This is a genomic window from Haloferax profundi (assembly GCF_001469865.1).
Lineage (GTDB): Archaea > Halobacteriota > Halobacteria > Halobacteriales > Haloferacaceae > Haloferax > Haloferax profundi.
In genome coordinates this window covers 1-26032 of the sequence record NZ_LOPV01000210.1, presented here as the reverse complement: position 1 = coordinate 26032, position 26032 = coordinate 1, and the positions used below count along the sequence as shown (strand labels likewise).

Annotated in this window: 18 protein-coding genes; 13 read left to right on the top strand and 5 right to left on the bottom strand. The window is 60.3% G+C overall.

The window, feature by feature from the left end:
- The 3 genes from AUR66_RS10710 to AUR66_RS10700 form a co-directional block, all read left to right on the top strand.
- Positions 1–459, top strand: a 459-nt coding sequence (locus tag AUR66_RS10710) for an ABC transporter permease (RefSeq protein WP_157533066.1), incomplete at its 5' end; no start/stop codon positions are given.
- Positions 459–1358 (top strand): ABC transporter permease, encoded by a 900-nt coding sequence (locus AUR66_RS10705; RefSeq protein WP_058572413.1) that lies wholly within the window; start codon positions 459–461, stop codon positions 1356–1358. The genes AUR66_RS10710 and AUR66_RS10705, both read left to right, overlap by 1 nt.
- Entirely contained in the window at positions 1355–3508 is a 2154-nt protein-coding gene (locus AUR66_RS10700) for a dipeptide ABC transporter ATP-binding protein (protein ID WP_058572412.1), read from the top strand. The genes AUR66_RS10705 and AUR66_RS10700 overlap by 4 nt, the downstream gene beginning before the upstream one ends.
- Positions 3509–3564: 56 nt before the next feature.
- Here the strand turns inward: AUR66_RS10700 and AUR66_RS10695 are convergent, their stop codons facing one another.
- From AUR66_RS10695 to AUR66_RS10680, 4 genes are all read right to left on the bottom strand, one after another.
- Entirely contained in the window at positions 3565–4254 is a 690-nt protein-coding gene (locus AUR66_RS10695) for a DUF1028 domain-containing protein (RefSeq protein ID WP_058572411.1), read from the bottom strand.
- Positions 4255–4635: 381 nt separating this feature from the next.
- The gene (locus tag AUR66_RS10690; RefSeq protein ID WP_058572416.1) at positions 4636–5229 is read right to left on the bottom strand and encodes a SprT-like domain-containing protein; all 594 of its coding nucleotides are present in this window, start codon (positions 5227–5229) and stop codon (positions 4636–4638) included.
- An 83-nt stretch (positions 5230–5312) separates the two neighbouring features.
- Complete coding sequence (locus AUR66_RS10685; protein WP_082682174.1) at positions 5313–7022, bottom strand: ArnT family glycosyltransferase; 1710 nt, start codon at positions 7020–7022, stop codon at positions 5313–5315.
- Positions 7019–8371, bottom strand: coding sequence for an aryl-sulfate sulfotransferase (locus AUR66_RS10680; protein WP_058572410.1), 1353 nt, complete (start codon positions 8369–8371; stop codon positions 7019–7021). Before AUR66_RS10680 ends, AUR66_RS10685 begins: the two co-directional genes overlap by 4 nt.
- A gap of 138 nt (positions 8372–8509) precedes the next feature.
- Between AUR66_RS10680 and AUR66_RS10675 the strand changes: the two genes are divergently transcribed.
- The 6 genes from AUR66_RS10675 to AUR66_RS10650 all read left to right on the top strand — a co-directional run bounded on the left by AUR66_RS10675 (position 8510) and on the right by AUR66_RS10650 (position 15822).
- Positions 8510–9943: a hypothetical protein gene (locus AUR66_RS10675; RefSeq protein WP_058572409.1), complete on the top strand. Its 1434-nt coding sequence runs from the start codon at positions 8510–8512 to the stop codon at positions 9941–9943.
- 76 nt (positions 9944–10019) lie between these two features.
- Positions 10020–11894, top strand: coding sequence for an ABC transporter substrate-binding protein (locus tag AUR66_RS10670; RefSeq protein WP_058572408.1), 1875 nt, complete (start codon positions 10020–10022; stop codon positions 11892–11894).
- The gene (locus tag AUR66_RS10665; RefSeq protein ID WP_157533065.1) at positions 11891–12712 is read left to right on the top strand and encodes a phosphatase PAP2 family protein; all 822 of its coding nucleotides are present in this window, start codon (positions 11891–11893) and stop codon (positions 12710–12712) included. Before AUR66_RS10670 ends, AUR66_RS10665 begins: the two co-directional genes overlap by 4 nt.
- Positions 12713–12760: 48 nt before the next feature.
- Positions 12761–13573, top strand: a complete 813-nt coding sequence (locus AUR66_RS10660; RefSeq protein ID WP_058572407.1) for an enoyl-CoA hydratase/isomerase family protein — start codon at positions 12761–12763, stop codon at positions 13571–13573.
- Between the two features lie 788 nt (positions 13574–14361).
- The gene (locus AUR66_RS10655; protein ID WP_058572406.1) at positions 14362–14673 is read left to right on the top strand and encodes a winged helix-turn-helix domain-containing protein; all 312 of its coding nucleotides are present in this window, start codon (positions 14362–14364) and stop codon (positions 14671–14673) included.
- A 159-nt stretch (positions 14674–14832) separates the two neighbouring features.
- On the top strand, positions 14833–15822 hold the full coding sequence (locus AUR66_RS10650) for a DUF1616 domain-containing protein (RefSeq protein WP_197409742.1): 990 nt from the start codon (positions 14833–14835) through the stop codon (positions 15820–15822).
- Positions 15823–16181: 359 nt separating this feature from the next.
- Here the strand turns inward: AUR66_RS10650 and AUR66_RS10645 are convergent, their stop codons facing one another.
- On the bottom strand, positions 16182–17201 hold the full coding sequence (locus AUR66_RS10645) for a lipid II:glycine glycyltransferase FemX (protein WP_058572404.1): 1020 nt from the start codon (positions 17199–17201) through the stop codon (positions 16182–16184).
- A gap of 325 nt (positions 17202–17526) precedes the next feature.
- On the opposite strand from AUR66_RS10645, the gene AUR66_RS10640 reads away from it, so the two are divergent.
- The 4 genes from AUR66_RS10640 to AUR66_RS10625 all read left to right on the top strand — a co-directional run bounded on the left by AUR66_RS10640 (position 17527) and on the right by AUR66_RS10625 (position 25816).
- Positions 17527–19356 carry a hypothetical protein gene (locus AUR66_RS10640; protein WP_157533064.1) on the top strand — a complete coding sequence of 610 codons (1830 nt, stop codon included), beginning with the start codon at positions 17527–17529 and terminating at the stop codon, positions 19354–19356.
- A gap of 59 nt (positions 19357–19415) precedes the next feature.
- On the top strand, positions 19416–20828 hold the full coding sequence (locus AUR66_RS10635; RefSeq protein ID WP_058572402.1) for a sulfatase: 1413 nt from the start codon (positions 19416–19418) through the stop codon (positions 20826–20828).
- A 354-nt stretch (positions 20829–21182) separates the two neighbouring features.
- Positions 21183–24062, top strand: coding sequence for a hypothetical protein (locus tag AUR66_RS10630; protein WP_157533063.1), 2880 nt, complete (start codon positions 21183–21185; stop codon positions 24060–24062).
- 323 nt (positions 24063–24385) lie between these two features.
- Positions 24386–25816 (top strand): flippase, encoded by a 1431-nt coding sequence (locus AUR66_RS10625; protein ID WP_197409741.1) that lies wholly within the window; start codon positions 24386–24388, stop codon positions 25814–25816.
- Positions 25817–26032 lie beyond the last annotated feature (216 nt).

Sequence of the window (26032 nt, the reverse complement as noted above, 5' to 3'; positions counted from 1 at the left end):
GGGTACGTCTCGCCGAGCGAGGATCTCGTCGAGTCGCTCACGCGACTCGTCTTGCCCGCGGGGGCGATGGGATTCGCACTCACCGCCTACATCATGCGGATGACCCGGTCGTCGATGCTCGAAGTCCTGAGTGAAGAGTACATCAACCTCGCGCGTGCGAAGGGGATGAGCCAACGCGTCATCGTCCTTCGGCACGCACTCAAGAACGCCGTCATCCCCGTCATCACGGTCATCGCGTTCCAGTTCAGTTACGCGTTCGGCGGTGTCGTCGTCCTCGAAGAGGTGTTCTTCTGGCCCGGTATCGGCCGGTTGACCCTGACCGCGATTCAGAGCCGCGACATCCCCCTCATCCAGGGGTGTATCGTCGTGGTCGCACTCATCTACATGTTCTCGAACTTCGCCGCAGACCTGCTGTACGCGTACTTCGACCCCCGTATCCGCTACGGAGGTGACGACTGATGGCGACCGAGCAAGGGTCCGACGAGAGTCGCCCCCTCATCTCGCAGTCGCAACGCGAGCGAATCGCCCGGTTCGTCCGGAAGTTCCGGAGCAACACCAAGGCGATGCTCGGGTTCTCCATCGTGGTGCTGCTCGTGCTCACCGCCATCTTCGCGCCCATCATCGCACCGTACCCCATCGACCAGACGAACATCGAGGACCGCTCGCAGGCCCCGTCGGTCGAACATCCGTTCGGAACCGACGACTTGGGCCGCGACATCTTCAGTCGCGTCGTCATGGGCAGTCGTATCTCGCTGTACGTCGGATTCGGTGCTATCTCCGGCGCACTCGCTGTTGGCGCCGTCATCGGCGTCGTCGCCGGATACGCTGGCGGGTTGACAGACGAGATACTGATGCGTATCATGGACGCCGCGATGGCGTTCCCGCCGGTCTTACTCGCACTGACGCTCCTCGTCGTGCTCGGACCGGAGTTGAGTAACGTCATCATCGCCTTGGCGTTCGTCTATACACCGTACATCGCCCGCGTGTCGCGGAGTGCGGCACTGGCCGAGCGCAACGAGGCGTACGTCGAGGCCGCAGTCGCCCGCGGTGAGAGCGACTCGCGCATCATCTTCAGCGAGGTGTTCCCGAACTGTACCGCACCCATGCTGGTCCAGGGGTCGCTGAACATCTCGTTCGCCATCCTCGCGGAAGCGAGTCTCTCGTTCCTCGGCCTCGGTGCCCAACCACCGAAGCCCTCGTGGGGACTGATGATCAACACCGGCCGTGGGTTCATGGAGACTGCACCGTGGATGCTCCTGTTCCCCGCGCTGGCTATCGGCATCGCCGTCGTCGGGTTCAACATGCTCGGTGACGGACTGCGCGACGTCCTCGACCCGAAGGTGGAGGCGATAGAATGAGCACACACGCAACGACGACAGACCGCGAGGCCGACGACGGCCCCCTCCTCGACGTGCGCGGACTCAGAACCGAGTTCCGCACCGACGAAGGGCCAATCGTCGCCTCCAACGAGGTATCGTTCTCGCTCGACCGCGGTGAGACCATGGGTCTCGTCGGTGAGTCTGGTGCAGGGAAGTCCGTCACGGCGCGTTCCATCATGCGCCTCATCGACTCACCGGGCGAAATCACCGGTGGACAGGTCGTCTTCGACGGCGAAGACCTGCTTCAGAAGACGGACGCCGAGATGCGCGACATCCGCGGCAACCGCATCGCGATGATTCCGCAGGACCCGATGTCGTCGCTCAACCCGGTGATGACCGTCGGTGAACAAATCACCGAGACGATTCGTCGCCACCAGGATGTCTCGAAAGACCGGGCGCGCGAACTCGCCATCGAGTCGATGGACGAAGTCGGCATCCCGGACGCTGCCGAGCGTATCGACGACTACCCGCACGAGTTCTCCGGCGGCATGCGCCAACGCGTGCTCGTCGCCATCGGGTTCTCGTGCGAACCGGACCTCATCATCGCGGACGAACCGACCACCGCGCTCGACGTGACGACGCAGGCGAAGATTCTCGACCTGCTCAACGAGATGCAAGAGCGCGAGGGGACGGCGGTCCTGATGATTACACACAACCTCGGCGTCGTCGCACAGACGTGTGACCACGTCGGCGTGATGTACGCCGGGAACCTCGTCGAGACGGCCGAACTCGGAGACCTGTTCGAGCGTCCGCGGCACCCCTACACGCGTGCGCTCATCGACTCCATCCCGGAAGTCGACACTGACTACGACGAACTCCCGACGCTCGACGGCGCGATGCCCGACTTGGGGAACCTCCCGAGTGGGTGTAACTTCGCACCCCGGTGTCCGAACGCCACCGAGGCGTGTCGGTCCGGCGGCGACCCGACGCTCGACAGCGTGGGCGACTCCTCGTCGCGCGCAGCGTGTATCCACGCCGACGACCTCGACCTCTCGGAGAGTACGGTCCCCGAAGCAGGGGCCGGGCGGAGGGAGATAGACCGCAGCGGCGACCCACTGTTCGAAGTCCGCAACCTGAAGAAGTACTTCAGCGCGGGGGAGGGCGTCTTCGGAAACGTCCACCTGTCGTTCGACGGCGGTGGCCTGCCGACGATAGAACGTCGGTTCGTCAAGGCTGTCGACGACGTGAGTTTCGACGTCTATCCCGGAGAGACCGTCGGACTCGTCGGTGAGTCTGGGTGTGGGAAGTCCACCGTGGCCCGCACCGCGCTTCGTCTCCTCGAACCCACCGAGGGTGAAGTCTACTTCGAGGGGCAACCGCTCCACGAACTCGGTTCCTCGGAGGTTCGAAGTCTGCGCCGCGAGATGCAGATGATCTTCCAGGACCCACAGAGTTCACTCAATCCACGGAAGACGGTCGGCCAAATCATCGGGCGCGCGATGGAGAAACACGACATCGCGACGGGCGAAGAAAAGCGCGAACGGGTGGGCGACCTGCTGGTTCGCGTCGGTCTCTCGCGGGCGGCGGCGAGTAAGTACCCCCACGAGTTCTCCGGCGGGCAGCAACAGCGTGTCGCTATCGCGCACGCCCTCGCCGTCGAACCGAAACTCATAGTCTGTGACGAACCAGTCTCGGCACTCGACGTGAGTGTCCAAGCGCAGATTCTCAACCTACTCAACGAGATTCAGGCCGAAGAGAACATCTCGTACCTGTTTATCTCGCACAACATCGGCGTCATCCGGCACATCTGTGACCGTGTGGCGGTGATGTACCTCGGGAAGATTGCGGAGTTCGGAGGTATCGACGAGGTGTTCTCACCGCCGTTCCACCCCTACACCGAGAGTCTGCTGTCGGCGGTTCCGCACGCGAACCCGAACCGCCAGACCGACCGTATCCTCCTCGAAGGGAGTGTTCCGAGTCCCATCAACCCACCGTCGGGATGTCCGTTCCAGACTCGCTGTCCGAAGAAGATTGGCGACGTCTGCGAAACGGAACGACCTGAACTAGAGGCGATGGAAGACACGGACCACTACATCTCGTGTCACCTCTCGGAAGCGGAGATGAGCGAACGCGACTCGTTCATCACGCCGTCGAAACGGGCCGAGACCAACACGGCAGACTCAGACTGAGGCACTCACGCCTTCAGCGGCACCCGCGAACGCCCATTTTTCGAGACGGCTCCGTTTCAGTACTTCACACCGAAGTCGAGAATCTCGTCGGGATAGTCTCCGAAGAGGTCGTCCGTCTCCGACCGAATCTGTTCTTTTGCGCGTCGCGCTTCGGTGAGTAACTCCCGAAGGTCGCCGACTGGGTCGGCCGAGAGGTCGACGCGAAGGTTGTGGTAGAATTCGGGTTCGGGCGCGTGGACGAGAATCGCCGCGCTCATCTCGCCTCGGTCGTCACCCCCGGCAGATTCCCCCGCTTCGAGCGCGGAGACGAGTCGCTCGGCCATGTCGCCGTCGGTAGATTCGTACGCTTCGGCGGTTGCAGTGACCACGTCGCTCCCAGCGAGCATGTTGCCCGCGACGGTGTAGTCGTCGCCGACGCGGTGGCCCGCCCAGTCGACACACTCCGCTCCCGTGAAGGTGTACTCGCTTTCCGTTCCGACGCCGTGGACCTGCCGATAGGCGGCGTAGTCGTCGCCGGCGAGCAAGTCGTCGAAGGCGTCGTCGATGCGCTCACCGTCGTCTGCGCGCGCGACGGCGTCGCGTCCGTGTTCCGTCTTGGTGTACGATTGCGTCACCGCTGCGCCGTTGGCACTCACGTACGGGCAGGTTGCGCCCACGGAGACGGTTCCGGTGGTCACCGCCGCGCCGAAAGTGTTCGTCGCCGGGTCACGTGCCGCTATCGAGAAGGTTCCTGGGACGTGTCGCATACTGCTGTACTCACTTCCTCGGTCATCTGGGGAGAATAAATAGACTCGCTCACCGTCGTCGGCGACAGAGTCGTTCGTCGTCGACTGACTCTTCGAAGTAATTGTCTCTTACCTGTTGCAGTCAGAAAAATTATGGGACAATTCACATTCGACATCTTTCGTGTGTTTCGAAACAGTACAAATGCTGAAACGCGTATAAACGTAGAGTAATAAAAATCAATCCCACTACCGTGTCTGTTCATCTATTGTAACTGTTCGACAAATGGTGTCTTATGATACAGCTATCGAATCGGCATTGCCTCTCATCCAGAACGTTCAACGTTGCGTGACCGTCTCGAACAGGCCACTGCGTCGTCGGAACCGTCGATACCAGTCCACGAGTCACGTCTCGTCGGCAGGTTGGATACACGAGAGCGTCGCCTCACAGCACGAAGAGCGGTATGCGGTGGGTTGTCTGACGAGTTTACACTCGCGATACCTGTAGGCGACGTCGTCCCCGCAGTCGGTGCAGGTGAGCACGTACTTCGGGTCGGTGAACCGACGGACGCGGAAGGGTGCGTCGACAGCGTCTGCCCGTCGCTTGAACGCTTGTCCGTGGTCGGTAGCGCCGTAGGCCTGAAATTGCTCGACGTGGACGAGTTCGTGTCTGAGTGTCGCGGCCCACTCGCTTCGTTCGAACGATTCGAAGGCCCGCCACGACAACGACATCGTACACGGTGGTGTCTGCCCAGACGGTGAGTGAGACGCCCAGTCGAGACGCTCTCCAACCGCTGCATCGTCGAATTGGGGCGTCTTCACCGCTGCGGCACGCCGCTTCGCTCGGGTGGAGACTTCCCACTCGACTGGTTCTAAGTCGACGGCGAATTCGTACTGTTCGACCGCCCGAGCGCAGTACGCCCGAGACCAGCGTATCAACTCGTCGTGTGTCTCGACGGCGTCGTAGGCGACAGGTACGTCGATATCGTCGAGTGCCACAGGTTGGTCCCCGATTCGGCTGTGGGGGTCATGGGTGTTGTGTTCGTCGTACTCGCTGTCCGGGACGCACACGAATCTGTGGCTCAGTCTGCGGTCGAGTTCTCGGAGTGGACGATGCGGTAGATGACGACGCCACGGTTCCCGTAGACACGCCGATACCGGTTGCTTTCGGCCAGAGAGGCACGGAGTTCGCGGGTTCCATCTGCTTCGAGGCCACGGATGGTGTACGTCCCGACTGGCACGTACAGGTACTCGGGAGACGCACCGACCGAGGTCATCGACTCGATGAGACAACTCTCGTTTTTACACGAACTCCCCTCTTTGAACGCCGACAGTTGGTCGTAGTAACTCTCGGGACTCACCCACTCGACGCCCCACGGACCGACGAGTATCTCTCGCTTGGTGTAGTGTGGAAACCACTCTGCGGCGTCCGACAACACGACGAACGTGGCGTCCCCGTCGGTGTGGTTTGCGGCCCACTCCATCGCTCGTCTGTCGTCGTCGTCGAAGAACGGCGGGAGACTCGGACTTCCGTGGTGTGCTGACCCGAGTTCGCTCCCCGCGTAGAACCCCCCGAGGCTGAACGCACAGACGAGCACGAGGGCGAACGTGGCGGCCATCGTCTGCCGTGTATCGAACGTCCCTCGGAGCGTCTCGGCCAGTCGGGGGACGGCGATGGCGAAGAACACCGTCGATATCATCATCGCGCCCGCGACGAACTGGAACCGTTCTTTTCCGAGGACGTACGCAGAGAGGAAGAGCCACGTCGGAAGGACGTACTTCTTGCGGGCGACGAGGACGAGCGCAGAGGCGAAACTGGCGACGAAGAACACCGTGACGACAGTCGGGTCGAACGGATAGACGAACTGGTCGAGGAGTCGCCCGAGTCCGCCTGCGATGCCGCTGTGACTCCCTGCGGCACCTGTGAACACCTGGACGCCGTGGCGTGAGACGACCTGCATCCACCACGGGGAGGCGACGACGAGACCACCGACGGCGACCACCGCTCCACCGACGAGTCCGCGAACCGAGCGGTCGAACGCCGCGTAGAGAATCAGCCAACTGAGGCCGAAGAAGACGGTGTAGACTGGGTGCGAGAGGATGGTGAGCGCGAAGAAGATGGTTCCGACCCCGACCCACCGCCAATCGCTGTCGATAAACACTCTCGTTCCCGCGTAGATGCCGCAGAGTGCCAAGAGGAACGCAGAGGCGCGGACGATACCGCCTGCCGAGAGGTGCCACTGGAGGACCGGCGGGGTAACCGCGAGGACGAGCGTCGCGAACCCGGCCTGCCGTCTCGTCGGGAGGAGTCGAGTGGCGATTCCGTAGTAGGGGACGAGGTAGAGAATCGTCACGACGGCGGGGAGAATTCGACTGACGGTCAGCCCTGACACGCCGAGGTCGGTGAGCAGTGCGACGACGTAGAACTGAAGCGGCGGGTACGCGAAGGGTATTCCCCCGGAGTAGTACGGAATCGTCGTCGGGAGCGCGTACCCGTCGGTACGAATCTGTTCTGCGATTTCGAGGTACAAGCCCGCGCCGTATGCCGGGTACGGATGGGTCGACACGTACGCCACGGAGACGACGAGGCCGGCGAGGAGTGCGAGCCCGAACCAGGCGTGGCTATCCCGGCCGAGTCCGCGAACCTCGGCGGCGACGCTCCTCTTGTGGTCTATCGATGCGGGGCCGAGTCCTGCTGAAATTTGTCTGTCTGTCCCTGCCGCCGCGGTGGGGGCCGGACCCACGTGCTCGGTACGCTCTGGTCGACTCGTGTTCGGCGAATCGTCTCTCATGGTCGTCTCCGAATCGAAAACGGGTTGTTCAGTTCGACGCGGTACGGGAACCATCGAATTTCGAGGGCGACCCACCCGAGAGCGACGACTCCCGCGAGACAGGACGCGAGGAGTGCCGCGGGACCCATCCACTGTGGGAGGATGTAGTACAGCGCGTTGACGACTGGACCGGGGAGAATCGACACCTGGGCTCTGCCGTCGCCGCCGACGGTGAGGCCGCTCGCGGTCCGGTTTTCGAGGCCGAGTTCGTGTGCCGGTGGCCCGCCTTCGCTCTCGTCACCGGTTCCGAGTCGTTCTGCTTCGTACGGGAACGCGACGGGGATACTCCAGACGACTTCACCTGTCTCGTCCAGTTCGAAGACCCGATTTCCGTTCGAGTCGGTCACGAGCGTGTGGCCGTTCGGGAGTCTGTCGGCGTCGCGAGGCCACTGGAGTCGGTCGTCTTGCCAGACCCACGAGCGAACCCATCTGCCGTCGGTCCAGCGGTACTCGACGAGCCGGTTGTTCTCCGAGTCGGAGACGAGGACAGCGTCGTCCCCGTCGTCGTTGACGAGGTAGTCGGGGTTGTGCTGTTCGTAGATGATGTCGTGAGAGCCGTCTCCGAGAGTTCGCTCGTGGACGAGACCGGTCTCACGGTCGAGATACACCACCCTGTCGTGGTTGCGCAGGCTGACCTGAATGTGGCCGTTCGGGAGGATTTCGACGTCGTTGAGGTGCGTCCAGTCTTCGGGGTACGGGCCTCCGGTTGTCGCCGTGTCAAAGTCCTCCTGTGCGTCCCACGCCCATTCGATGAGCCCGGAAGTCGTGTTCACCACGAAGACGCGGTCCTGCGCGATGTCGGCGACGACGTAGGAATCTTCGTCGATTCTGTCACCGTCGTGCCAGCGGGTGGAGTGTTTTCCGGGCGTGACCCGGCTGTAGATTACCTCCACGTCGCCGGTGGTCAGGTTCACGCGTTCGATACCGTTCCGCGTACACACTTCGTCGCCACCGCATTCCTCGGGCGTGAGGTGGTCGGAGTAGAGGTATTCGACGGTTGCGGTGGTTCCTTCCACGGGGTCCACGTCCCAGTAGCGAGTGTGCGACCCGTTGTAGTAGGCAACAGTCCCATCCGCGGCGAAGGCGACGAGTTCGGCGCTCGCGCGCGGCCCGTCGCGTTCGCGTCCGAGCCACGTGTTCGAGTCGGTGGCGACGACTGTCATCCCGTCGGCGGGCGCGACACGGATGTCGTCCGCCGTCGCGTCGGTCACCGTGGGAGCCGATTGTGTGGCTGCCGCGACGCTAACGACGCCGAGGCAGACGAGGAGGGCAACCGCCGCAGCGGCCCGTACGTGAGCGCGCTCGACCATCTGTCCTCATGGTAGACGGCGGCTGTTCTAACTATCTGGATGCTAACCTCCCGTGGGCGAGACGCACCATCGATGCTACTTCGTCGTCAACTTAACAACGGAATAATTAGGGTCTTTGACCGGCTGAAGGGTGTAAGGATGCGACCTCGCGCGCGGCGCTCCGGGGGCCTCGTCGTCCTCGTGGTCTTCGTCGTCCTGTCGACGTCTGCCGTTTCGTCGGTGAGCGTCGTCGACGTGACGCCGGGGAACCTCTTCGACAGCGGACCGGCCGCACCGGACGGTGTCGAAGAAGCACGAGACGTGGGCCTCGTGTCAGTCGGCATCGAAGAAGACCGCCTGTGGCCGTTCACCAGTCGAGCGAAGTCGTTCGACACGCTGACGTTGCCGATCAACCTCGTGGTCAAGGGCGACCCCGCGCGCGTTCGTTCGCTCCTCGTCTACTCGCAGGACGCACGGTGGGACGAGACGACCGAGTCGTGGAAGGAGGCCGCTGGCGAGCAGGCCTCGTCGGAGGCAGGTGGGGCTGTCTGGGGGCCAGCGACGGGTGCGGACCGATACACGTACGTCGACACCGAAGGCCCCGGTGGACGGTGGGTCGACGAGTCCATGCAACTCCACGACGGGACGTACTTCGGTAGTCGCGTCCACCTCCGTCTCTACGGTGTCGGGAGTCGAAATGCCTCGTGGACCGCGATTCAGGCCCACCGTGACTACTGGGATTGGTTCCGCCTCAGACACACGGTGACGAGTCTGGCCGGCCCGCAACACGCTGTCGAGCGTGACCTGATGGACCAACCGGCTGTCGTCGACGTCCGGCGAGAGCGGTACGGGAACGGCGGCGTCTTCGACGCCGATGGGTGGGTGACGGTCGCCGAACTCGCTCCACCACAACTCGCGTCCGATACGTCGGTCGAGGACCAGGCGGTCGAGAGCGAACTCGCCGCCGACGCGGAACGTGACGACACCTCCGACGCGGGCGTCTTCTCGGTGGGAACTGGGACCACACATCGACTGACGAGTATCGCCCTCTTCGCCTTCGTCGTAGCAGGAGTGGGAGGTATCCTCGCGACGTCCGTCGATGGCAACGATATCGACGCCGTCGTCGAGCGCCTCGAACGCTCACCCGTCGCGGATGACCGGTTCCAGCGGAGCGTTGCCCTCTTTCTGGCACTGATTGCAGTCCCCTTGGTCGTCAGAGCGGCAGCGCTCGCGCTCGAAGGTATCGCGCCGAATCATCCGAAGGTCATCGCAGGGCTGCTGTACCCAGTGTTCGTGTTTGCGCCGCCGTACCTCGCGCTTCGTATTCCGAACGATGCCGCGACAGAACGCTGGTTCAGTCTCGCATTCCTCGGCTACGGCATCGGATTGGTTGCCGACTTCGCCTTCGTCGGCGTCAGCGTCGTCCCAATCGACCTCGTCTTACATCGCTTCGTGCTCCTCGTCTCGCTCGGCCTGTTGGCGGTGGTCGGGGCACGTCGTGCTGCGACAACTGAGAGCACCACAGTCGCACTTCCGGCGGCCGTCGGTCTCTGGGTGGTTCTCCTCCTGTGGCCGCTCCTCCTGGGCGTCTAATATAGTTAGGCACCGTGTAATAACGTCTCTAACTCTCTTCAGAGGCACATAGAGACGAGTAGCCCTCCACGTGACGATGTCAACTTCACGACTCAGCAGACGGTCGCTTCTAGCCCTGACAGGCGTCGGTCTGACCAGCGGTTGCATCAGGCAACTCGAGTCGACGTTCTCCCGTGACCACCAACAACAGCTCTCGTTTTCGATAAAGACGGTCCCCGCCGACGCGGACGCTGTCGCGACCAAAGTCGCTCGATACCTCGCCACGCAACTCCAACGGGTCGGTATCTCGGCGTCGGTCGTCCCGGTGAGCCGTGAGGAACTGCTTCGGTCTGTGCTCTTGAACCACGACTTCGACGTGTACGTCTATCGATTCCCACTTCCGTGGGACCCGGACTTCCTCCGCCCGCTTCTCCACTCTCGGTACGCGCCCGACGTCGGCTGGCAAAATCCGTTCGGGTACGGCGACCTGTCGCTCGACTCACTTCTCGAACGGCAGCAGGCCGAACGCGGTGTCGTTCGAACCTCGACGCTCACTGACGCCCAACACCGAATCGTCGAGAACCAGCCGTTTACCCCCGTCGCGATACCACACACGGCCCGCGCGACGAGGCCGGACAGAGTCGACTGGCCGGTAGACGAACCAATCCACTCGGTCGCTGCGTACCTCGGTGCCCGTCCGGTCGAGACCAGACGATTCCCGTCGCGAGTCCCACCGACTGCGGCCGTGGGTAACGTGACGGCGAACGAATCCACACAGACGACACCGACGACGACAGATACGACGACCGACGCACCGCAGCCAGCCAACCGACTTCGAATGACGATTACCGATGCCCGCCCGACGGAGAACCTGAATCCGCTTTCCACACCGTTCCGGTCCGATGGGACGTTCATTCGACTCGTCTACGACTCACTCGGCAGGGTGCTAGACGACGAGATGCACCCGTGGATGGCCGCGTCGTGGGACTGGCTCGACGACGATTCGTCGACGCTCGCGGTTCGACTCCGAGACGACCTCGAATGGCACGACGGCAACGCTATCACGGCAGCAGACGTCGCGTTCACCTTCCGATTCTTGGCAGACACGTCGCTCGGGTCGTTAGACCAACTCGTCCCGTCCCCCGAGTATCGTGGTCGGGCGTCACTCGTCGATTCGGTCTCTGCAGCGTCGTCTCGTGAGGTTCACCTCAGCTTCGGTGACGTAGACGAGACTGTCGCGCTTCGGGCGTTGTCCGTGCCGATACTCCCAGAACACGTCTGGGAACCGTACGCTCGCCCGACGAGTGTCTCGTGGCTCGACGGTGGACGTGTCACGGAAGCGCTCGTTCGAAACAACCTCGAACCGGTCGGAAGCGGGCCATTTCGCGTGACTGGGACGTCGTTTCGTGAGTCACTCTCGTTGGAACCGTTCGATGCGCACTTCTTGGCAACGCAGACGCTCGACGAGTCGCTCGCTCGGTTCGAGGGAGGGTTCGCGTTCGATGGCTTGGAGTTCATCGTCGCCCCGTCCGGCGGTTCTGCCATCAAACTTCTCTCTAGCGGTGTCGTCGACGCGACGGCTGGGTTGTTGTCGTCCGACGCGGTGAAATCGGCCTTAGCGACACCGGACATTAGCGTCCGAACCGGCGTCTCTCGGTGGTGTTACCACGTCGGCTACAACCTCCGGAAACCACCGTTTACCAACCCTCGTTTCAGACGGGCGGTTGCTCGACTCGTCGCCCGGCCGTATCTCACGGAATCGGTCTTCGATGGACGCGCCTACGGCGTCATGTCGCCGCTCGCGACCACAGAGTTCTCTCCGACGGGCGAGAGTTGGACCACCGTCCTCGAAGAACTCCGATTCGTCGGTAATCACCAAACTGGGTCGCTCGACACCAGCAGCGCACGCTCGATGTTCGAGGACGCAGGCTACACCTACTCGAAGAGCGGCGAACTACTGGTCCAACGATGAACGTTCCTCCACTCGTGTCGATGCTCGTGAGCGTCCTCGGCGGCGGTGCAGCAGCGCTGTTCGTCGCGACACTCGGTATCGTCGGGCCGACGCGGGTTCGGGACGCCTACGGGACGTTTCGTGAACGCGCTCGTGACGCGTCGAAGTACCTCGGACTCCTCGTCGTCGTCTTGCTGGTGAACAAGTTTGCACGCGACGTCGGGCCCGAAGTCTCGTGGCTTCTCGGGTGGAACGTGACCGGTCTCATCTACGCCGTGGAGGGTGACTTCGTCATGCACGTCCAGTCGCTCGCTACGCCGACGCTCACTGCCGTCCTCTCGGCCATCTATCTCTCGGGATACGTCTTCTTGCTCACCTTCCCGTTCGTGGCGTACTTCGTCGCCACCGACCGACGACCGTTGAAACTCACTGCAGTCGCCTACGCAGTCAACTACGGTATCGGGTTGTGTTGCTATATCCTGTTTATCTCGTACGGACCGCGGAACCTCCTCCCTGGTCAGGTCGAGTCGCTTCTCTACGTGACGTATCCACAGACGCAGATTCTCACACGACAAGTGAACGTGAATACGAACGTCTTCCCGTCGCTTCACACGTCGCTGTCGGTGTCGGCGGCACTCGTCGCGGTTTGGACCTACGACGAGTATCCAGTGTGGGCGTTCGTCGCACCGGTTCTCGCGAGCGCTGTCGCCTTCTCGACGATGTACCTCGGCATCCACTGGGCACTCGACGTCGTCGCCGGTGCACTCCTCGGTGTGGCGAGTGTCGCAATCGCCGATAGCGTCGTCGACGCTCGGGTCGACGAGACGTCGTCGACATAGTGTGGTGCACGGTGTCATTTATCACGTACCTTCGCGAATCGTCCACACATGTCGACCGACGTGATAGACGACGCACAGTGGGATACTATCGAGACGACTCACGACGGATATGTGGGTCGAATAACGCTCGACCGGGCCGACGCGATGAACACCTTCAGCACCGAACTCGCGACGGACCTCGACGACGCGTTACGAGCGTTCGACGAGATGGCGGACGTGCGGGCCATCGTGGTCGATGGGGCTGGCCGGGCGTTCTCGGCCGGCATCGACCTCTCTGAACACGCGGACTACGAGACGAAAGCCGAGTACGAGGCGTGGGTTGCGGTCATGGAAGAGCCATTCGTGACACTCACAGAGATGCGGACGCCGGTCATCGCCGCTGTCCACGGGCACGCGGCAGCGAACGGGATTGGCCTCGTCGCCGCGTGCGACTTGGCCGTCGCCGCCGAAGAGACCAAATTCGGCGCGACGGCCCCCAAAGTCGGGTTGTTCTGCATGGGTCCTGCCGTCCCGCTGATGTCGTCGCTCACGCAGAAACGCTGTCTCGAACTGCTTTTGACGGGCGACCTAATCGACTCGGAGACGGCCCTCGACTGGGGACTCGTCAACCGTGTCGTCCCCGAGGGTGAGCACCGAGAGGCAGCGATGGAACTCGCATCGACCATCGCGTCGAAGAGTCCCGTGGCCGTCCAGATGGGGAAACAGGCGTTCTACGAGATGACCGAACTCGAGTACGACGAGGCACTCGACTACTCGAACGAACGGTTCGCGGAACTCTGTACGACGGCGGACGCACACGAAGGTATCGAGGCGTTCCTCGGGGGCGAACCATTGGGTGCAGACGAGTGGCCTAGTGAGTGAGGATTCGGTGACCAGGTAATCTACCGGAACGACTCTCGAAACCCTATCGTCCCGTCTCCCACGCTGTATCCTGCCGAGTGACTCGTTCTGTGGGCTTCGATTTCGCCCAAATCGGGAGAATAGTTGTACTATTGACTATATCACTTAGCTCGTTGTCTGGCAGAGACAACGATGATTAGCAATCTGCGGCGAGTATCGGGACTAAAACGAATAAACTGTATGACGCTATACTAAAATCCATTCGGCGCGTCGGCTTCGCGCTCGCCCAACGTCGTGCCGCAAGAGGTGATACACTCGATGCGAATGTAGCGCGTCGTCGAGGCAGGCGGACACAGTTCCACCCTCTCAGCTACCGATGTCGTCGTCCTGTGACGTTCTCTCCGAACTTGTGGTCACGACTCGTTTAGTATCTCACCGCGCACAATCTCTCCTCGTTCGAAAGTGAGACGAGTCCGGATGGACGAACGTTGAGTGTTGTATTAATCAAAACATATTTTCTTTTGTACTATTAGATATCAGAAACTGACCAGTCACGTGTCGATACCGACTGTAGAACACGACGATTCGTTTGACTGTGCTTCGTATGGTGGTTTTTCGTGGTATATCTGTGTAAATGTGAGTTTAATCGAGAGTGTATTCCTTTTATTAGCCACTGGTTTCACTCGAATTTTACGTCGCTGACGTCTTCTTTACTAACATATGATGTATATGTTATCGTGATGTTCAGAGTATACTGAATATATTTCGACCAAAGAATTTATGTAATTATCTGGCTGTTAATCTGATGAATGGCTAGTAAGCAAGACGGACAATCTGATACGAACGACAACATCAATTGGGATATGGTCAGCTATGCTATCAGCTCTCAATACCGATTGACCGTTCTCGAGCGCCTCGCCGAAGGGCCCGCGACGCCGACGCGTATCGCCTCCGACACGGACAGACACGTTGCGAACATCTCCCGGTCGATTCAGCGACTCCGAAAGCGCGGGCAAGTAGAACTACTCGTGCCCGAAGACCGGAAAAAAGGTCGCGTGTACGGCCTCACGAAGGAAGGTGAGCAGTCGTGGGACGTCATCCAGTCGCAGGACTTGGCGTGACGCTCGAACGCACGCACGACACTAGACGTAGCACGTCACTCCTCGGTATTTAGGACTCGCTACTGGTTAGGAAATTTCTAATCGGCGACCTGTTGGTTTCAGTGACTCAACAACAAAGTGTACTCTTTAGTATCACTAGGCATGGTAGAATTACCGATTGTGAAGAACAATGGGCTGATGCGAGCCCTCGGAGATCTACAGGTCGACGTACTCGCAGGGCTCGTACTACTCATTGGGGCTTCGATGTCGGTGCTGTACGCCAATTCGATTGCCGTCAGGGCGGTGTTTGGACTTCCGCTCCTCGTCTTTCTTCCTGGCTACGCCCTCCTTCTCGTCTTGTTCCCGCACGCGTACTCGGATACACGAGTTGCACAGCCTGCACTGACGACGCCAGCCCAGAACCGAATGGGGATTACCGTCCTCGAACGAATGGTCCTCTCGTTCGGTGTCAGCCTCGCGGTGGTTCCGACACTCGGCGTCGTCGTCTTGTCGCTGGTTCCGCAACCCAACACTGTTGCTGTCGTCGGTATCTTCTCGGCAGTCGTCGCAGCGTTCCTGCTCGTCGGCGAGTTCCGGCGCCAGCGACTCTCTGAAGCAGAACGGTACGACGTCCCGGTCAAACACTGGTACACGTCGCTCGTCGAATCCCTCACGACGGGAACGCCCACGACCCGTCGGTTGAACGTCCTGCTCGCCGTTGTGGTCGTGATTTCGGTCCTGGGTCTCGGGTACGCGCTCACCGTGCCGAACTACGGAGAAGAGTACACGAGTCTCTCGTTGCTCACACAGCAGTCTGATGGCGAACTCGTCGCCTCCGGCTATCCCGACTCGCTCTCGTCCGCCGAGTCGACTGCACTCGTCGCGAGCGTGACCAACAACGAGCAAGAACTGACTGAGTACACACTCGTGGTTCAATTACAACGTGTGGATACATCTTCAGGGACGGCGACGATAATCGAGCACGAAGAGTTGGCACGCGTGTCTCGAGAAGTCGCGCCCGGTGAGACGTGGACCGCCAGTCCGACGCTCCAGTCGGAGATGACTGGCTCGGACCTTCGACTCACGTACCTCCTGTACAAGGGTGACGCACCTGACGAGACGAGTGCCGAGAGTGCGTACCGCTCGACGTACATCTGGGTGAGCAACTAACCGAGTCGGACACCGGCGCTCTCCACTCCTTTCTCTTCTCTTTTCTTCTCATCTCCTCGTCTCGATTTCTCTCGTGACCGCACGTCGGTCTGTACTCGTCTGGATATTGCTGGTGTGGTTGGTGCCGGTCGAACGATGCTCTCGCTTTTCTGCTCCGCTACGATCACACGACGTCTCGACGGCTATCCATTGGTCCATCGACGAGTCGCCAGTCCAGCGTCGACAGACGGCGACTATCGAAAAGAGCGTACTACGAGTCGGGGGTCGTCTCGCGAACGGCCCTCGGGACACTGCACGTTCGTCGCGACGGCGTGGCGGTTTAGAAACAGAATCCGATAGCAGACAGTAAGATGTTCGAGCTACGCACGTTGACGGAGGGTCTTGTAGATGTGTGCGAGTTTCCCCATCCCCGCCTCACTTCGTTCGAGACTGTAGAAGGGGTGGAGAGATGGGTTGAACTTCGACTTGTATCGATTGATGCGGCGGTTGTCTGCACCCACGAGGTCGTAGGTCGCTCGGCCCCGGTCCATCGCGTCGCACATGACCTGCCAGTCGAGGAGGTCGTTGGTTGCGATGTCGACATCGATGTCCGTTCGAACACCCCCTTGCCACCGAGACACCATGTCCTTGTAATCTGTCACCAGAATCCCACCGATGAAGTCGCCGTCGACTCGGAGCGTGTAGGGTCGGATTTGTCCCTCTGGGAGGTTCGTGTAGAGGTCTTTCACGAACTCGGCAGTCGTGTGGAAGGACACTCCCTGGTCTTCGTATCGGTCCGAAACCTGCTCGATGATGAGGTCGATTTCACTGAGACCGCCTTCTTCGATGGTGTACGACTCTTCGGGGGCGTTTCGGATGTTCGACCGGGCGTCGCTGCTGAAGTTCATCAACACGTCTTCTTCGCCCCCAGTGAGGTCGACGTGGTACGTGTACGAAGGGGAGATGGAGAAGTCGTTCCACGAGAACGCCCTGAGGTCGTCGTAGTTACCGTCGAGACGAATGTGGGTGTACTGCGGTCGGATTTCGTTTTGGATCCACTCGAAACAACTGTCGATGAACTCGTGGTGTCTGCTCTCGCGTTTTCGCTGTTTCATGTGGTCCATGTTGAGCAAGACGGGTCCGAGATACGCGACGCGGAGTTCGGGAGGTGGTGAAAACACTGTGTTGATTGGACCTTTCGAGATTTTGAAGAGTGGAAAGAGACCGACGACTTCCTGGCCTTTGAACCCGATGAGTGGATACAACTCCGAACCAGAGTGCTTCGCTTGAACTTCGAGCGCTGCGTACTGATGAAAGAGATTCCCGTGGGGTGACTGCGCGACGTACTGGTCCCACTGGTGGACGTCGTCTTCGGTTGCATACCGGATTTCGATACTCATTGTTCGTACGATATCAGTACACCCTGAGCGCTTTGTTATAATCTTCTTATAGGTCAGGAAGGCCGATATCTGGTACATAGGCCCAAATCCACCGGAGTTCGTCTGTCGCAAGCGAGGTTCGAAGTTGGCTGAGCAGACGATGACGGCGAGCGTGAAAGCCCCCCGTGGAGACTCGAATCGTAGTTACTGAGGTGTGTCTGTCGAGTGAGGACCGGTTCGTGAGAGCCGACGTTGGCCGTTTCGAGCGAACGTACGTCTCCCATTCGCCCACCCGAGTCGAGTTGGCAATCCATAACAATATTCCTAGATGTCCTCGATAGTCGTGATGACGACCTCTCGACTCAGAACGTGGAGTCAACTCGCTCTTATTGGAGGGTTTTCTGCGTTCGCCCTCGCTGTCGCGTTGGCGTACCTGACTCCTGCGACCGCATACGAACTGTCTCTCTACTCGAGTACGCCAGCGGCGTTCTGGGGGCTCATCGTCGTCGCGATTACGCTCTCACTCGTCGTTTCGGTCTTCGGGGACCGAATGTTCCGAGTAGTCGCGTTGTTGCTCGGTGGAATAAGCGTCTTTTCTATCGTCTCGCTCCCACTCGTCCGGGGGTACTACTTCGTCGGGTCGGGTGACTCACTGACGCACCTTGGGTGGGTTCGTGACGTCGTCGACGGCGAGACGGTGATCACCGAACTCCTGTACCCTGGTATCCACTCGTTCGCAATCTTGGTCATGGACGTCACTGGGTACACGCCAGAACGGTCACTGATGTTGGTCGTCTTGTTCCTCGTCGCGCTGACGTTCGTCCTCGTCCCACTCATCGCGTTCGAGATTCTGCCGCGTGACGAGACGATTATCGTCGCGGCCTTCTCTGGACTGCTGTTACTCCCCATCAACACCATCAGTACGCACCTGGCCCCACACACGTACACCCAGGCCATGCTCTTTTCCTCGCTCGGAATCTACGTCTTCCTCCTGTATCTCACGCGCGCAGACCCGACCCAGTCGAGGTTCCGAATCACCTCGTTCGGGGTACTCTTGGCGTTCGTTGGGGGTACGACGGTTCTCTACCACCCGATGCAAGCTCTCAATCTGTTCGTCCTCCTCGTCCTCGCGTCTGCCTTGCAGGCCCTCGCACGGTGGCGTGGGTGGGAAAGTGCGATTCGAGGGCACAAATCGACGTACGCACAGACTGCGGTCCTCGGTGCGGTGTTCCTCGCGTGGACGAGTCAACGCCCAGCCTTCTGGAGTACCATCGATGCAGTCACTCGGGCAGGAGAGGGATACCTCAGCGGAACGCCCCCGACTGCGGCGGGGAGTACGGTCTCACAAGGGGCGTCGCTCGCGGCAATCGGGGCAAGCCTCCCCGAGATATTCGCGAAACTGTTCCTGGTGAGCGCTCTCTACGCGATGCTCGCGGGAATTCTCGTCCTCGCGGTCCTCACCCACCGTCTCGACGAACTCCCAGAAACTGACGCCAAGGTTCGGTATCTCGCTGCGGGCGCAGTCGGTACGCTTCCGTTCGCTGTCGTCTACCTCCTCGGCGACGTGGGTGAACTTCACTTCCGACTCCTCGGATATCTCATGCTCATCGCGACCGCAGTGGGTTCAGTCACTCTCGTCCTCGGACTTCGACGGGCGGTTCCCAGAATCGGTGTTCGCTCGACACACGTCGCGATTGCAGTCACCTTGGTGTTGCTGCTCCCCGCTGCACTCGTCACTGCGTATCCGTCACCGTACATCTACCAACCGAACCAGCACGTGACGCAGTCACAGTTGGACGGGTACGACCAGGCGTTCGAACTGCACGAAGACGGTCTCCCCGTGGCGGCAGTCCGGCAGGGTCCGTGGCGCTACAACGACGCTGTCCTCGGAACCGACGAGACACCACGGGACGCGTACGACCGTTCGGTCCCAACTCGTGAGTTGGACTCGTTCAACTCGACGTTCGCAGGTGACGGTTACCTCGCGGTGACCGACTACGACCGTGAACGCGAGATACAGGCGTACCAGGAACTCAGGTACACGAAGGCAGGCTTCGACTCCCTCGATGCTCGTGCGGGAATCAACCAGGTCATCTCGAACGGTGACTTCACACTCTACCTCGTCGAAGAACGCGTCGTCGAAGCGGATGCCGCCGCAGGCGAAGCGTCCAGCTAACCCGACGAAGTATGCGAATTATAACTATCCTGTAATGAACCGAATGGTGGTCCAGAGCTATGACTGAGCGTCCCAATATCGTCTGGATTACGCTGGAAAGTACGCGGGCAGACCACACGACGATGGGTGGGTACGACCGTGAGACGACACCCAACATACAGCGAATCGCAGACAGTGACGGTGGCCGGTACTTCTCTGAGTGTTTCTCTCACGGCATCTGGACACTCGCCTCGTCTGCATCGATTCTCACGGCGACGTACCCGTCCCATCACGGTGCGGGGATGACCGGTGATGCCATCCCCGACGCGTTGCCGACTGTCGCCGAACGGTTCCAGCACGTCGGCTACGACACCGCGTGTATCTCTCCGAACTCACACCTGAGTTCGGCCACTGGACTCGACCGAGGATTCGACGAATTCGTCTGGCTCAGCAAGTCGACACTGCGTGAGTCAGTTGGTCTCAAGACGATTCTCTCGTATCTGTGGAACATCCAGTCCCACGGCGGTGGGTTGACGCTCGACACCCGAAAACACGGGACGGATTACATGCTCAACCAGCTAGCGTTGCGGTGGCTCGAAGCGCGTCAAACGACGTCGGACCCGATGTTTCTGTATCTCCACTACGGTGGCCCGCACCACCCGTACCAGCCCCCGACTCGCCACCTGAAGAAGTTCGCCGGTGAGAGCGGCCTGTCACTGGAGGACGTCGAAGCGATTGGGTTGGACCACCACGACAACCTCTACGAACACATGGCGGCGGCTAGCCCGTTCTCCGACGAGGAGTGGAAAGCTCTCGCGGCGCTCTACGACGGTGAGATTTCGCACGTCGACGAACTCGTCGGTGAGTTGTTCGACACGGTACAGTCACTCGACATCGGCGACACCATCTTCGTCATCACTGCCGACCACGGCGAACTGTTCGGCGAGAGCGGATTGCTCGCCCATCAACTCGTCACCAACGAGGCCGTCTCACACGTTCCCCTCGTCACGCACGGATTGGACGCAGCGCTCGCGTACGATGGCGAACTCGTTCAGCACGCTGACGTGATGACGACGTTGTTGTCACTCGCCGGTGCGTCTACTGACGGGACACAGGGTATCGACCTCCAAACGGGCAATCGGGACGTGGCTATCGTCCAGCGTGGTGCCGACCGACGCACACAGAACGTAGACAAACTCGTCGAACTCAACCCCGCGTTCGACGCGTCGAAATTCCCGGAATCGACCCTCACGGCGCTCTTCACACCGGAGTTCAAATATCAGCACAGTGACGATGAGACGGAGTTGTTCCGTCGCCCCGACGAGACGACTGACGTGTCCGACGAGTATCCAGATGTCATCGCTGACCTCGACGCTATGTTCCGGGGGTGGAACGAGACACAAGGTGCTCCCGTAACCGAACAACGACAGACTGGACGATTCACGGACGAGATGCGAGCGCAACTCGCTGACCTCGGATACCTCGTAGAGTGACCCATCCCCGTTTAAATTGGCCTCGTTTTTTAGGCCTCAGCGCCGTCTCCCCGCTCTATTTGTAAGAGCGACGGTTCGCTTCCTTCGGTGTCGGAAGACAAAGTTCAACACTTTCAGATTATAAAAAGATTCTCTAAACACGACCAGTTAAAAACCAATAAAGTGCCGAAATACTGAATTTCTCTTGCAAACCACGTGAGTAGCTGATTAGTATCTGGCGACCACCCGACTGTGTAAGTATAGCCTTCTGGTGGACAAATGGATAACAAATAAACTTAATCGGGGCATAAATTTGGAGTAAATGCTTCAGATGTGGCCAAATCTGTTATTTATTCAAGTTTCCTTCCTCCGACTATGCAGAAGGACCCCGACCAGACAGAACGCAACCACCCCCACGGTAAGCCTTCCAGCAAACTGACACAGTTGGGCCGCAGGTCGTATCTCCGGATGGCCGGAGTTGCCCTCGGCACTGCAGGTGCAGCAGGTGCGGTCGCAGAGAACGCCGCCGCTGCCCAGACTGTTCGTGGAATCACGTTCGATAGAGTACTCGACGCATCTGACTTCTGTGACACCACGGGCTCTCGTGATTGTTCCAGCGCCATCGAGGACCGCTTGACAGACGGGACGCTCATCAAGTTCCCCGAAGGGGAGTACAAGATTGCCAACGACATCTACCCAGGTGGCCCCTCCAACGTTGGCCTGTACTCCGAAGACGGTGCTGTGTTCAAGATTCCGTCGAACCACCACGTGACTGTCTTCCTCAACAAAGGCGGCCGGAACGTCCTCTTCGAGGGTATCGACATCGACCAGACCGCCGACGGCGCGTTCGGGAACATGAAGATACTGTGCCAAGACAACGCACAGATTCGGAACGTCGAGATTATCGGCCGTGCACCGAACGCAGACCAGCGCCTCGACCAGCACATCCTCGCGGACGTCTACGATTCGGATGGCACCTCCATCATCCAGAACTTCAAGGCGGCCGACGGTGGCTATCTCGGCGCGTACCGGAACAGTGCGGGTGGTATTCAGGCGACGCCCGGACACCACGGGACGCTGAAAATCATCGACTGCCACCTCGAAGAGATGGCGAACAACGGTGTCTACGCGACACGGAACGACGGTGACATCCAAATCGAGGGTGGTATCTACCGGAACAACGACGTCGCACAGGTCCGGTTCATGGGCCCCAACTCGTACGTCGACGGTGCGCTCATCGAAATCGACATGAGCAAGTCCGACAACCCCGGCACGCCGCGAAAGATGCGGGGTGTCTGGGTGGAGACGAAGCAGTCCAAGTTCGAGGGGACGAAGAACGGTGGGTACGTCCGCAACTGTACGATTATCGTCCGCGACTCGCCCAACAGTATCGAGGGCATCGACCTCGACGAGACGGGTGGCTGGCTCGAAGTCGACAACTGTTACTTCGTCATCGACCGCGACGACACGCGTGCTATCACCGGATATCGCCCCGAAGACAAGGCGTCGAACTATCCCAAGGCACCCAGGCCGTGGGACCTCACAGTCACGAACTGTTCTATCACCGGCAGTGCGGCGGACCGCGAGAGCATCAAGGTCGTCGGCCGCCCCGGGTCGACCGTCGAAAACACCTGTATCCAGCAGACTGCTTCGAGCCGCGACGGTGTAACCGTCGTCGACGCGTCTGACTGTTTCGTCGGCAACTCGACTATCAACGTCGACGGCCGAGAAGTCCGCGAAGTGGACACGAACGTCCAGACGACCAGTATCGAAACGTCCGGTAGTTGTCCGCTTCCGGGTGACTCCTCGTCTGACTCGTCTGATTCGACGGATTCGACGGACTCGACGACAGATTCAAACACCGATTCGAGTACTGACTCGACGACGGATTCGACGGACTCTACAGCGACCGAACACGAACTCGTCCTGACGACCGAAGACTCCTCAGAAGTCTCCTACGAGTTCACGACGACCGGTAAGATTTCGAAGGTTCTCGACGACACGCGGAACTCTGCAGAGACGAAGAACGACGACGTCTCGCAGAACTCCGACGGTACGTGGTCTGTCGCAGGCTACACCGGCAACGGCTACGGTGACTCGTACACGTTCGATGGCGAACTCGTCGAGTTCGGCCCCGAAACCGGACCGTTCACGCTCACCGTCGACGGACAGGAAGTCGACCCGTCGTCGCTTGGAGACTCGACGGATTCGACTGACTCGACCACGGATTCCACCGACTCGACGTCAGACTCCACTGACTCCACCGACTCCACCACGGATTCCACGTCTGATTCGACGGACTCCGGCGGTTCCACCGACACGACGACGACACACGAACTCATCGTCGACGGTGAGGGTCGCTCCGAACTGACGAATTACGAGTTCACGGTCAGTGGGTCGGTCGAACAGACCGACGACCCCGGCGAGGACGATGTGAGCGGGACGACTGTCGTCGGCGCTGTCGCCGGTGGTATCGACAGCTTCGACTTCACGGGCGAGGTCACCTCGTTCAGCATCGACGGGCCTGCGAAGGTCACTATCGACGGCCAGGAAGTCGACCCGTCCACCCTCGGTGACTCGACATCGGATTCGACTGACTCCACGTCCGACTCGACGGATTCCACGTCCGATTCGAGTACTGACTCCACGTCTGACTCGACGGACGACTCCACCGACACGACGACGACGCACGAACTCGTCTTGACGACCGAAGACCCCTCGGAAGTCTCCTACGAGTTCACGACGACTGGTGAGATTTCGAAGGTCCTCGACGACACGCGGAACTCTGCAGAGACGAAGAACGACGACGTCTCGCAGAACTCCGACGGCACGTGGTCTGTCGAAGGGTACACCGGCAACGGCTACGGTGACTCGTACACCTTCGAGGGCGAACTCGTCGAGTTCGGCCCCGACACCGGCCCGTTCACACTCCTCGTCGACGGACAGGAAGTCGACCCGTCAACGCTCGGTGACTCCGACTCCGGGTCGAGTCAGACCGTCGAGACGGTCAGCAAGCTCACCATCGACGGCATGGGAACCGACGAACTCGCCTACTACCGCTTTAGCGTCAGTGGGTCCGTCAAGCAAATCGACGACCCCGGCGAGGACAACGTCAGCAACCAGAAGGTTCGCGGTGCGACCCGTCGCGGCATCGACGAGTTCGAATTCACTGGCCAGATTACGTCGTTCACGCTCGACGGTCCGGCCCGTGTCTACCTCGACGACACGGTGGTCGACCCCGACACGCTCGGGTAACGAACACTCCTTGACCTAACTTTCTCCCCTTCTGCGGTACCATCATCTTCACACACCTTCGAGAGCGACAGCGACCAGCAGAAATCAACAGACTGCGCAGTAGCGAACGGCTGTCGTCGGGTATGTCGCCTATAACAAAGCCCTGCGGTATCCCTCACTTTCATGAGCGCGCTGTGAGAGCCACGCGGCCGTCACACTCGTCTCTCGGCACGTGAATCGATTCACCGAGGACGCCTCGACGACCCGGACGGTCGAATCAATCAGCGCGCGAACGAGGCGGACAACACATGGTGAAACGTTCTCTCATACGGGGTCTGAAGGCGATGTTCGCAGCGCAGAGCATCTCGCTTCTGTCGAAAGGGCTGTTGATCGTACTTCTCACCCGGTACTTCCTCACCGCAGAAGAGTACGGTCTGCTCTTCTTCGCTATCTCGATACTCTCGGTCACGCTCCTCTTTGCGAACCTCGGACTCGCCAAATCCGCGGCGAGATACCTCGCCGAGTATCGGAAGACCGACCCATCGCAGGTCCCACACATCCTCTGGTCGACGCTGAAGTACAACCTCGGGACGATAGTCGTCGTCTCCGCCGCCGTCGTCCTGTTCAGCGACCCCATCGCTCGACTGCTCGACGAACCGCGCGTCGCGCCACTCCTCGTCGCCGGTGTCGGCTACATCGCGTTCAGTTCGCTGAAGACGTTCGTCTCGCTATCCTTCCAAGGATTGAATAGCGTCGACTGGAGCGCGAAAGTCGACATCGTCGCCAACGTCAGTTTCCTCGTCTTCATCGTCGGACTCCTCTACCTGGGACTCGGCCCACTCGGTGCGATTCTGGGATACACCGTCGGGTACGCGCTGGCAGTGGTCGTCGGGTTCGGCGTCCTGTACTTCAAATTCTTCCGCCCACTGAACGAGGGGTCATCCAAGGAAGACGGTCTCTCGAAACGCATTCTCCGGTACAGTGCCCCGCTGACGGTGACCCGCGGTGCAGTCATGCTCGACAGTCGTGTCGACGCAATCCTGGTCGGGTACTTCCTGAACCCGGTCGCTGTCGGGTTCTACATGCTCGGCAAGCAAATCACGGACTTCGTTATCGCACCCGCGACCACGATTGGATTCTCCATCTCCCCGACGTACGGCGAACAGAAGGCGACGGACAAACTCGAACGTGCGGCTAGCCTCTACGAGACGACGTTCGAGTACGTGGTCACATTGTATATCCCCGCCGCTGTGGGGATGGCCATCCTCGCCGAACCAACCGTTCGACTCGTCTTCGGCGAGGGATACCTCGGTGCGGTTCCGGTCGTCCAGGTGTTCAGCCTCTACGTCCTCCTGCGTGCGATAGACAAGATAACGAACGACAGCCTCGACTTCATCGGTCGAGCAGGGTCACGGGCCTACGCGAAGTCGGCGACCGCAGTCGCAAACTTCGTCCTCAACATCGCACTCATCCCCACCTTCGGTGTGGTCGGTGCCGCCCTCGCGACGGTCATCACCTACGTCTTCCTCGTGGGGTTCGAGGTGTACCTCATCTACACTGAGTTCTCGCTGTCGCTGACGCGACTCGCACGGACGACGGCTATCGTCTGTCTCGTCACCCTCGGGATGGCGATTCCAGTCCTCGCGTTCGAACCGTTCATCTCCGGTCTCGCGACGCTCGCCGTCGCTGTTGGGCTGGGTATCGCCCTGTGGTCTGTCTTCGCCTCGGCGAGTGGTCTCTTGAGTTTCCGCCGGGTCGTCTCGATGCTTCGCTGAAGGACGGTGCTGTCTGTATTTGGTTGCCATTTCCCCACCCACTACCTGAGAGTGTAGACCATCTCTCGATACGAGACCGGCGGGTGGGGCGAACTGGATACGCTTCTTGTCGATGGATGTCGTGTGGTGTCAGAGGTTCGGCTACAGTCTCGTCTCGAGGTGACTACTGTCCGACGCTCGTGTGGTAACTCACGACGTACACGTCGACTGCAAACC